Below are 575 nucleotides of genomic sequence, written 5' to 3'. Positions count from 1 at the left end.
CTTTTTTCTTGTCGCTCATAAAATCGCCGAGGGTTGAAAACCCTCGGACGATACTGAGTGGCCATTACTACTGTCTACGAAAATTCCTACAAAAAATAGCGACGGATCTCGCATGTGATCCTACAAACGCATCGCTCACCCCATCGAATGCTTCGACGGCTGAAACGCCTGAGCGAGCCTTCGCCACCAAGGTTTCGTCGCTATCGCTTTTCGTGGTGTCTGATCGCTCAACAGATAAGGCATGTCCCGCAGCCGAATCCAACCTTCATCCTGCCAATGCAACAAACTCAACGACATCTCCGGCCAATCCAACAAACTCAGCATCGGTCGATCTGAATGTCCCGAGTGCTCTGCATCGCGCAGGGCTGGCACAACGTGATGAGTCAGCCACTCACGCAACAACCGATTCCCGGGCACGTAGTGATACACCAATAGAGCGTACACACCGGATTCGCTGAGCATCAGTTGCTTTTCGGGTTGCCGAAAATACTCGATCCACAAAACGCGACGCTGATCCTTGTCCAGTTTGTTGACCATGCGTTCGCTCAGATGGACACCCATCAAACGGCCGAGAT

1 protein-coding gene is annotated in these 575 nt (G+C 52.0%); it reads right to left on the bottom strand.

What is annotated here, in order from left to right; genetic code table 11:
• Positions 1-135: 135 nt before the first annotated feature.
• Positions 136-575, bottom strand: a 440-nt coding sequence (locus tag J5M71_RS26690; RefSeq protein ID WP_207838481.1) for a Bro-N domain-containing protein, incomplete at its 5' end; no start/stop codon positions are given.

The organism is Pseudomonas sp. 43(2021), from assembly GCF_017490805.1.
Taxonomy (GTDB): domain Bacteria; phylum Pseudomonadota; class Gammaproteobacteria; order Pseudomonadales; family Pseudomonadaceae; genus Aquipseudomonas.
Note: the sequence above shows the minus strand (reverse complement) of the source record. Positions and strands in the feature narration are given on the sequence as shown.